The following is a 10,161-nucleotide window of genomic DNA, read 5'->3' as shown; positions in this document are numbered from 1 at the left end:
GGTCGACGGCGAGTTGGACGTTGACGCCGTGGCGGCGGTGCTTGCCGGACAGAAGATCGTCGCGATGGTGCCAGGCGAACGTCGGGATCAGAGTCCCGTCGATCAGGCAGACCAGGCCCTTGACCTGCCGGGACAGGGCCTCGGTGGTGGTGCCGAGAGCGTCGGAGAGGAAGGTGACCATGATCTGGTGGTAGGTCCAGGCGGTACTGATCCCGAGCCCGAAGTCCTCCGCGAGTTCCTGGTAGGTGGCGTTGCGCCGCAGYCGGCACAGGGCCAGCCGCAGGGCACCGACCAGATCGAGACCGCGGGGACGGCCCTGGGCACGATGCCAGTCGGGGAAGTGTCGCTCGGCCATCGCGACGACGACGTCGGCGGCTTTCAGGCTCAGCCCGGGAAGTCGATACACTGGGAGCACCCTCTTCGTGGTCGATGTGTTTTCTTTGGTAAGACTCACATGCCACGAAGGGGGCCTCTCATGCCGGTACCGGGCGCGAGCTCCAGAAATCCTGGACGGAACGCGCAAGGATTTCCGGTTCGTTGCCGCCAGGGGGTTTCTGTCCGGGTTGCCCGCTTCCTGTTCCGGCGGAATTTTGGGCAGGGTCTGATCGAACCAGYTGGTTATCGCATGCGAAACCGACTATTCCGAGTTTCGGAAAAACTCCCCTGTCTGTCAGACTCCCATGAGACAGATGGATCTTTGAGACCTCTGTAGCGCAGGGCGAGACGGGATCTTCAAGACCAGTGACGTTGATCATGACAGACATGGCCTCCTCGAAGCAGGAGGATGGCGGGGTGAGCCCCTCCGAGGCCGACCACGGTCCGACCGGCCGAAGCGCCGGACCTTCACCGCGGCCTACAAGAAGAGAATCCTGAACGAGTACGACGGCCTAACCAAGTCGGGCGAACGAGGCGCTCTACTCCGCCGAGAATGCCTTTACCACTCCCACATCCAGAAATGGCGCGAGGCACAGGAGCAGGGGGCTCGCGAAGCCCTCGAGGRAAAGCCCGCCGGGCGGCCCACGGCAACCGAGAGGGACACCGACAACGAGCGACTACGACGGGAGAACGAACGACTCGCCGCCGAGCTGGCACGAACGAAAGCAGCGCTGGAAGTCGTGGGAAAAGCGCACGCGCTCGTGGCTTGAGATTTAACCTTTCTTCTTGCGTCTCGACTTTGCGGGTATGCCTGTTTTGCGGAGTTCTGATCCGAGGCGGTGGCGTGGGGGTGGGGTGTTGCGGCCTCCGCGGACGAACCTCCGGCGCGGATGCTTCGTGCGGGTGGGTGGAATGGGGCGGTACCGTGTCCTCGGGTCATCTGCTGCTTTCTGGCTTGGTCGCGGTGAGGTAGACGATCGGGGTGGTCAGGACAAGGGGGCGTCGGCGCGCGGTCGCGCGCCACACATCCGCGAAGCGACGAGCGAAAGCGGCATCCAGGCTGCGGCTGATCGCCTGGTAGACGGACTCGCCGGCCGGGCCCGGAGCGTGCAGCGCCGCCTCGGCGGCGGCCACGGTCGCGAGCCTGGTCGTGACGGTGTCGGTGAGGTGCTCGATGCCGGTGAGACCGGCGAGACGGGCGTTCCCGACCGCGGCGGGCACGGTGAACGCGTGGGCGGCGGGCTGGACGCCGGCCAGGACCCTCGCGACCTGGGCCAGATCGTGCCGGTTCAGCCCGTCGAGGTCGATCGGGCTGCGCTGGCCGAGCAGGGGTTTGCACAGCGAGAGGCGTCCGCCCGGTCGCAGGACGCGGGCGATGTCGATCAGCATGCGGCGGGGATGGCCGAGGGGTGCCAGGGCGTTGCGGCCGAGCACGGCGTCGGTGCTGGCGTCCGGGAGAGCTAGCTCGGTGGCGTCCCACGCGGACCCCCAGCGGTGGCGGTTCTCCGGGGTGGGCCGGACCTGGGCCAGCGCCGCGGAGGCCGGGCCACGACCGTGACGCTGCCACCGGGGCAGGCCGCCGACAGCGCGCCGGACACCAGCGCCGGCGCCGGACTGAGGGCGACCACATCTCGTCCGGGTCGGACACGGGCGCCAGCGAGGACGACGCTGTCGACGGCAGAGGGCCGGAGCGGACGAGGAGGAGGCTGGTCGTAGCGGCGCACAACCGGGAGACCGGACTCGCCCTGCCCGTCGGCGCGGACGGCGCGCCGGCCCGTGGCCGCTGTCTCGGACAAGCGCTGCGAAGCCCCCTCGAAGAGGTCCGGGCCGAGGACGCCGTTCACTACCGCGGTGTGCACCGTGGGTAGCTGCGGGAGCAGGGGCACGAGCGACGGCACGAGGGAGTCGTCCGACGGCGAGGCTGTCCATCAGCCGTTCCGGCTCGCGATCTCGAGCTGGACATGCCGGGCGTGGTGGCCGTCTTCGCCAACATCCGTCTTCGCCAACATGAGGAGATCGGGCGCGTCTCGACACAGCCTGTTACCTCCGCCGTGGCTGGGGCAGACCGACAGAAGGTGGTCTTTGGCGTGTCCTGAGGTTGGCTGATGTGTTCTGGACGTATGGCAGCAGGTCGCGATCGGCGGGTGGCAGTGCGGACGGAGCTGCTCCACGAGTCGGAGCGGACCCGGGTGACTCGGCTGGTGTTCCCCGGTGAGAGCGTGATCCAGAAGGAGTTCATGGGGTCTGGGRCACAGCGACGTTTGCGTCACGAGGCGGAGATCCTTGAGCGGCTGTCTGGAGTAGCGGGGGTCGCACAGCTGGCGGCTGGTGTTCCCACCTGCCCTGGAGCGTTCCTACTGGCCGATATCGGCGGCACGGCGTTGTCCAGGCAGACCCTTCCTCACGATCCGACCGAATTGCTCGATCTGGCCGAACTGCTCGCGCGGGCCGTGGCGGGGATGCACCACCGAGGGGTGGTGCACCGGGACATCAATCCGGCGAACATCGTGGTCGGCTCCTCCCAGCGCCACCTGTTATTGATCGACTTTATGCTGGCCACGACATTCACTGCGGTTAGGCCTGAATTTCTGCATCACAACGAAATTGTCGGGACGGTGCCGTATTTGGCACCGGAGCAGACCGGCTGGACCGGCCGCCCGGTTGACCAGCGGGCCGATCTGCACGCGATCGGGACCACCCTGTACGAGCGTGCCACGGGCGCGCCGCCGTTTGGCACGGGCGACCCAAGACGAGTGATCTATGATCATCTTGCGCGCGTACCCGTGCCGCCGTCGGCGGTGAATCCGGCGGTACCAGCGGGACTGTCGGCGATCATCATGCATCTGCTGGAGAAAGAGCCGGACGATCGTTATCAGACCGCCGACGGGCTGGTGCACGATCTCGCGCTGGTTCGCAGTGGAGCCGCGGTGGTGCGCCTCGGGGAGCATGATTTCCCAGTGCGGCCGCTGGCGCCGTCCCGCCTGGCYGGGCGTGCGGAGGAGATCGGCGAGCTGCGGACGGTGTTCGCCCAGGCGATGGCGGGCCGCTGCCCCGGGGTCCTTCTCGGCGGCGAGCCGGGCGTGGGCAAGACATCGCTGGCCAACGAGCTGCGCCCGGTCGTCGCCGGGGTCGGCGGCTGGTTCGTGACGGGCACCTTCGACCAGCGTCGCCGTGACCGCGAGTACGACGGAGTCCTGCAGGCGTTCCGGGCGCTGGGCCGCCTGTTGTTGGCCGAGCCCGAGGACAGCCTGGTCGAGGTGCGGGACCGGATCCTGCGGGCGCTGGGGCCGAACGCGGGGCTGGCGGCCGCGATGGTCCCAGAGCTGGCGGCGATGCTGAAGGTCGACCYGGATCCGGGTGATCCGATGACCGCGCAGGCGCGCGCGCAGCACAGCGCCGTCGAGGTGCTGCGCGCGGTCGCCTCCCGCAAGCGGCCGGTGGTGTTCTTCGTCGACGACCTGCAGTGGGCCGGGCGGGCATCGCTGGGCATCATCGACCTGATCCTCGGCGGCGAGCGGGATGTCGAGGGGTTGCTGCTGGTGGCCGCCTTCCGGAGCGACGAGGTGGCTGCCGCCCACCCGCTGACGTCGATGCTAGCCCGCTGGCGTCGCCAGCGGGCCGGGCCACGCGTCCTGCGGCTGGGCAACCTGACGCCGGGCGGCCAGGCGGCGATGGTGGCCGACCTGCTGAGCCTGGCCCCGCCGCCGGCCGCCGAGCTTGCGCGGATGATCGAGCCTGCCACCGGGGGCAATCCGTATACCACGGTGGAGACGCTGAACTCGCTACGTCAGGACGAGGTGCTGGTCCGCAGCGAGAACGGCTGGCAGTGGGACCGGTCGGAGCTGTGCCGGCGGCTGGCCCATGCCGACGCGGCCGGGATGCCGGCCGCCCGGGTGGCCTCGTTGCCGCCGCCGACTCGGGACACGCTGGCGACGATGGCGTGCCTGGCCGGCCGGACCGAGCTGGATCTCCTGGCGGCCGCGACCGGACTCGCCGCGGACGAGCTCGAGCAGCGGCTCGCGCCCGCGTTCGCTGCCGGCCTGCTGGTGCTGGAGTGTGGTGCACGGCCAGCCGTGCGCTTTCACCACGAGCGGACGCAGGTGTCTGTTCTGCGCGGACTCACCACCGAAGCTCGGCGCGCCAGGCGGTTGGGCCTGGCCCGGCACCTGGGCGACCGAAGCGAGTTCTTCGCCGCGGCGGCGGAGCAGTACCTGCTCGTGGCCGACGCCGTGCACGCCCCGCAGGAGCGGCAGTCGATGGTCCGGCTGTTCCTGCGGGCCGCCGACGAGGCGAAGGGGCTGATCGACTCGCCGTCGGCGGAGCGGTTCCTGACCGCGGCCGTGAAGTTCATCGACCCAACCGACACCGACCAGCTGCTGGCGGTCCACCTCGACCGGCACACCGCTTTGTACCGGCTGGGTCGGCTGGAAGAGGCCGACGAGGAGTACCAGACCATCTGCCGGCTGTGTACCGATGCGGTGCGATTGACAGGGGCCACCGCGGTACAGCTCAGCAGCCTTACCAACCGGGGCCGTGCCGCCGAGGCGCTGCGGCTCGGTCTCGACGCTCTTCGGAACCTCGGCCGCCCGGTCCCGGATAGGAAGCGGCTGGAAGCCGAGATCGACCGCGGACTTGACGCGCTCTACCGGTGGATCGATCAGAGCAGCGAATCCGACGACCTGAACCGGACGAACACCATGGACCGTTCGTGTCTTGACGCCGTCCGGCTCACCAAGCGGCTCATGGTCCCGGCGTACAACTGCGATCCGACGATACTGGCCTGGCTGACCGTGACTACGCTGCAGAAATGGGTGCGGGAGGGTCCGCACCCCGCTCTGATCGGCCCGAGCGGCTACATCGGGTTTGTGACCGTCGCCCGCAGAAACGACTACCGCACGGGGCACCGGATGATGCTGCGGATCCTCGCGGTCGGTCGGGCACGCGGATACGAGCTCGACCTGTGGCAGGCGCGGTTCCTGTACGTAGTCAGTACTGGCCACTGGTTCGAGCCCTTGGAGGACAACGTGTCCGCGGCGCGTCGTGCGCTGGAAGGGCTTGTCCAAGGCGGAGACCTGCAGAACGCGTGTTTCGCCCACCATGTACTCGTACAGAACCTGTTCGACTGTGGGACATCGCTCGACAACCTTTGCACCGAGGTCGACGAGGCGCTGGCCTTCGCCACCCGCACCGGCAACGGGCAGCTCGAAGAGATCTTCCAGGCATATCGTCGGCYGGCCCGGGTGCTGGGCGGAGAGGCCGCCGAATCGGCGGCTGACACGGCGCCCGGGATGAGCCTGCTGGTCGTCGACCCGGCCGTCACCATCCACCTGCACCTCACACGGGCGCTCGCGGCCGCCCTCCTCGCCCATCCGGCTGACCTGGCTCGGCACACGGCTGCCATCATGCCGATGCTGCCGATGCTGCCGATGCGCGAAGCAATTCACCTGACGGCGACGGCGCGTGTCCTGAGGGCCCTCGCGCTGGCGGAGGAGGCCCGCGCGGTGGAGGCGAGCCAGCGCGGCACCGCGCTGGCGGAGCTCGACGGTCTGGTCGCCTGGCTGGCCGAACGTGCGGCGGACGCTCCGGTCAACTTCGGACACCTTTTCCGTCTGGTGGAAGCGGAGCAGGCCTGGGCTGCCRGCGACTTCCGCGGCGCGGCGTATGCGTTCGACGCGGCACAAATCGAGGTGGCCAGCCGGACACGCCCCTGGCACAGGGCACTGATCCTCGAACGGGCCGCGCGGTTTCACCTCGCGCACGGCATGGCGGCAGCCGGAAGTGTGCTGCTGACCGCCGCCCGTCGCCAGTATCTGGACTGGGGTGCGGCCGCGAAGGTCAGTCAGCTCGACTGGGCCAATCCAGCGCTGCGCCCCGAGTCCGCCGTCCCGCAGCCGGTCGCGCCACCAACCGCGGAGCTGGCCGCCCGCCGCTCCGTCGTCACCACCGGCAGCATCGACCTGCTCGGCGTGGTCGCCGCTTCTCAGGCGCTCAGCTCCGACACCAGCGTCGGGGGCCTGCGGAACAGAGTCGTGGGCATCCTGTCCGCGATGACCGGCGCCACCGACGTCCACTTGCTGCTACGCGGCGCGAAGGGGCCGCGAGACTGGCTGGTGCCGGCCGGCGACGGCGACTCCGTCTCGCTCGAGGAAGCCGGCCGCCGACGGCTCCTGCCACTCTCGGTCATCTGGTACGCGGAACGCGTCGAGGGACCCGTCATCGTGACCGACCCCACCCGCGACGATCGGTTCACCCGCGACCCCTACTTCACCGATGTGGATCGCTGCTCCCTGCTGGCCATCCCCATCATGATCCGAAACGAGCTGCGGGCGATGCTGCTCCTGGAGAACCGGGTGATCCGTGGGGCTTTCACCGCCGACCGCCTCGAAGGAATCCTGCTGATCGCCGGGCAGCTCGCCGTTTCCCTCGACAACGCCTGCGTCTACGGCTCCCTGGAGCGCAAGGTCGCCGAACGCACTGAAGAACTCGCCGCAGCTAATCGGCGACTCGAACAGCTTTCGGTCACCGACCCGTTGACCGGGCTGGCCAATCGACGACATCTCGACGAGATCCTCGACATCGAATGGCATCGGGCGCAGCGCAAGACCGCACCCGTCGCGCTCGCCATGATCGACATTGACCATTTCAAGTCCTACAACGACTACCTCGGACACACAGCCGGCGACCGGTGCCTGCGGCGCGTTGCCACCTGCCTGGCCACCGGCACCCGCGACACCGACCTGGCCGCCCGCTACGGCGGTGAGGAGTTCGCGGTCGTGATGCCGGGCGCCGACACCGACGTCGCTTCCCGCATCGCCGAGCGGCTCTTGTCCGCCGTGGCGGACCTCGCCGAACCGCACCCGCTGGCTGCCGGCGGGACGGTCACGGTGAGCATCGGCATCACGTCGATCATTCCCGCGCCCGAGGACGACGTGAAGACCTTGGTCGAGCTGGCGGACGCCGCGCTGTACAGGGCCAAGAACGGCGGTCGTAACCGCGTCGAGGCGGCGTACCCGGGCCCGACCCCGCGATAGGCCACGCCCCTTTGCCGGCGGTCCCGGAAAGACCCATCTCAGGCGGCCGCCGGCTCGGGCGTTCGAGGGCTCCCCCGGTGGGCAGCCGGGTCACCGTGGACGCCGACAGGCCGGTACCCGAACCGAGGAACCGCTCCAGTGCGGGCACACAATCCCCGCTGGACAAACCGTGCAGGTGGAGCAGCGCACCTCGGCGATCTTCGGGGAGCGGCGGCACCACGGCAGGAGGATCGCCGAGGAGAGCCTCTGGCGTTCGCCGGTGACCGGGTCGACCCTGCGGCCGTTGACCCGCGGCGCCTGAACCTCGACCGCACCGGCCGCAGTGATCACCCGCCGGGGCTGGGCGTGGCCGTTACGGACCACCAGCCGACGTCCACGGCCATCACGCTCGTCGGCGAGTTCAGCGATGTACGCGTCGACCCCCGGCTTCCAACGTGGCCACAAGTAGCCCGACTCAACCCAATTTACACCGTTTTCTTGGTCGGGTAGCCCGGGGGATCTCACCCCCGGGCTCCCACAGATCCCGGCGTGACGTAGGGTAGGCCGCCGACGAGGTGCCAGTTTCCTGGTCCTTTTCCGACGGCTCCCTCCGAACCAGCCGTGCCCGCTTTCCGTAGCAGCTGGCTCTCCAGTGCCTATCGTGATCTGCGTGTGGGACGTCCGGCGTGGATGTCCTCGTGGCAGGCGCGGCAGACGACGAGGGTCTTGCGGTGGCGGGAGGCCATCCGTGTGACCCATTCGGGTTGCTGTTTCCGTCCCTTGGGGTTGAGGTCTTTGAGTGCCCTGATGTGGTGCACTTCGACCTGTTCCGTGGAGCCGCATAGTTCGCAGATCTCGGCCAGGAGTCGTTGGACGACTTCCGACCGTTTTCCGTTCCAGATGCGTGACGGATTGATGCTCCTATAGATGTCAAGCAGCCTGAGGAGGCAGAACGGCGGTTGCGGCGTCGATGTTCTCGGGCGCGCTTGGTGGTGGCAGAAGTCGATACACTTCTCGGGCGACATAGCGCTTCAGGCAGCGGATAATCTCTCGCTTTGTGAGCCCCTCGGCGGTGCGCCGGTCGACGTAGTCGATGGTAGGCTGATGCCACCGCATGCGCACGATGACGGTGCGGTAGAGTGCGGCGTTCGCCTGCCGGTTGCCGCCTCGGTTAAGCCGATGACGATGCGTCTTCCCGGAAGACGCGGGGATAGGGCTGACACCGCAGAGTTTCGCGAACGCCGATTCTGAGCGGATACGGTCGTTGTTGTCGCCTGCGGCGAGCAGCATTTCGGCGGCTGTGTCAGGGCCGATCCCGACAGCTTCGACCAGGCGTGGCGCGGCGGTCTTCGTCTGCTGCTTGAGGTGCCAGCCCAGTGACTTGACCTCGTCGTGCAGACTCAGCCACCGCCGTGCCAACGACGCCAGGACGTGCAGCATCGCCTTCGTGGGCGTGGTCGGCGCGCCCACGCACTCCAGCGCCGCGCAGGCCTCGATGAGTCGGTGATCGGTGAGCGGTTCGAGAGCGCCTCGGAGTTCGTCATCGGCGGTCACCAACGTCGCCTTGAGAGTGATCATGGTTGCTGACTGGGCTTTCACCGCGGTGTCCCGAGCAGCCTTGAGCAGACGCAGTGCCTCGACCGCGCCATCGGCTGTCTTCGGGATCGCCGTCACGACGCCGGCGGCGACCTGGCGGGCCGCGTGCTCGGCGTCGATCGTGTCGCTCTTCCCAGCGTGGCGACGCACGCCGCTACGTGGCGGCCGGCTGACCTCCCGAACCTCGTAGCCGCGTTTCCGTAGGAAGCCCGCCAGCCCGCGTCCGTAGGACCCGGTCCCCTCAACGCCGAACGCGACCAGCCGCCCGGGAGATTGCAGGATTTCGAGGCAGAACGCGAGGAGTTTGGCGTAGCCCGTCGCGGTGGCCGGGATCACCAGGTCCGCGAGGCGGCCCCCGAGGCCATCGAGGAGTACTGCGACATGCTGATCCTTATGGGTGTCCACGCCGACGATGACATCGTCACGGGAAAGCGTCATGCTGGGCATCAGCTGGTGGATCTCCTTCACAGATCACCGGTCACATCCCGCCGGTCAGGCGGGCGGACAGGACTGCGATGAGACCCTGCTGCGATCAGGCTCCTATCAGGTCACTGCCCGCCTGGCCGACGGTCCAGAGGCCGCCACCGCGATGACCGACAGATCAATCCAAAGGCACCCGAAGGGCCGGTCGTTTGACGGGTCAGGCCAGCGCGGCAGCGACAACATGATGCTCGCAGCCGTTGAGGGGCCGTGGTGTGGTGTCCCGTGCCAGACTGATGCCGCCCCATTGTGCCACCAGCGGTGGTCCTCCGCCATCCCGGTGCACGGTGACCTGAAGGCCACGACGTGGACCGTGCTCGGTGTCGAGTACGACTCGGTAACGGCGGTAGACCTTCGGGACCGTGGTCCGGTACTTGCGGGCCAGGGTCTTGGTTTGAGGAACGTCTTCACCAGCGCCAGAACACGCTTGTCCTTCACCCGTCGACGTATCCGGTCCATCAGGGCCGGATGGTCGAGAGTGTCAAACGAGTCCGCGACACACTACTGGTTTCGAGGACCTTTCCGCGGCGCTGCGATCGTACGCACACGGTGACATGTGCGYGGTGGYCGCTGTCGAGTTGCTGGTCGCCCACGTGTTCTGGCTTTTCCGGCGGGATTTCCTCGACGGTTTCGTCAGGGTGGTGGACGGGTTCGCGTGGGTGGACTGGGCCGGTGTGGTCGCCGCGGTGGACGCGGGGCG

The 10,161-nt window shown here is 68.3% G+C and carries 3 protein-coding genes and 3 pseudogenes; 1 reads left to right on the top strand and 5 read right to left on the bottom strand.

Translation table 11 applies throughout. The features are described 5' to 3' along the window. Window positions 1-406 (bottom strand): annotated as a pseudogene (locus tag CC117_RS04330) (transposase family protein); the annotation flags it as partial. 905 nt (window positions 407-1,311) lie between these two features. Beyond that, window positions 1,312-1,809 (bottom strand): hypothetical protein, encoded by a 498-nt coding sequence (locus CC117_RS38655; protein WP_241829832.1) that lies wholly within the window; start codon window positions 1,807-1,809, stop codon window positions 1,312-1,314. A 671-nt stretch (window positions 1,810-2,480) separates the two neighbouring features. Between CC117_RS38655 and CC117_RS04320 the strand changes: the two genes are divergently transcribed. Further along, window positions 2,481-7,406: a diguanylate cyclase gene (locus CC117_RS04320; RefSeq protein WP_071082466.1), complete on the top strand. Its 4,926-nt coding sequence runs from the start codon at window positions 2,481-2,483 to the stop codon at window positions 7,404-7,406. An 82-nt stretch (window positions 7,407-7,488) separates the two neighbouring features. On the opposite strand, the pseudogene CC117_RS38650 reads toward CC117_RS04320, so the two are convergent. The 3 genes and pseudogenes from CC117_RS38650 to CC117_RS04315 form a co-directional block, all read right to left on the bottom strand. Continuing rightward, a pseudogene (locus tag CC117_RS38650) lies at window positions 7,489-7,826 on the bottom strand (IS256 family transposase); the annotation flags it as partial. A gap of 215 nt (window positions 7,827-8,041) precedes the next feature. Then, window positions 8,042-8,287: pseudogene (locus CC117_RS40035) on the bottom strand (HNH endonuclease); the annotation flags it as partial. Window positions 8,288-8,315: 28 nt separating this feature from the next. Then, a complete protein-coding gene (locus tag CC117_RS04315; protein WP_071082467.1) occupies window positions 8,316-9,428 on the bottom strand; it encodes an IS110 family RNA-guided transposase in 1,113 nt (370 codons plus the stop codon). Between the last annotated feature and the right edge of the window lie 733 nt (window positions 9,429-10,161).

This window comes from Parafrankia colletiae (assembly GCF_001854655.1).
GTDB classification, from domain to species: Bacteria; Actinomycetota; Actinomycetes; order Frankiales; family Frankiaceae; genus Parafrankia; species Parafrankia colletiae.
The sequence above is the reverse complement of the archived record's forward strand: the minus strand, read 5'-3'. Positions and strand labels throughout refer to the sequence as shown.

Excerpts from the sequence above, each read along its gene's own strand:
- CC117_RS04315 (WP_071082467.1), bottom strand. The coding sequence starts at position 9,428 with ATGCCCAGCATGACGCTTTCCCGTGACGATGTCATCGTCGGCGTGGAC.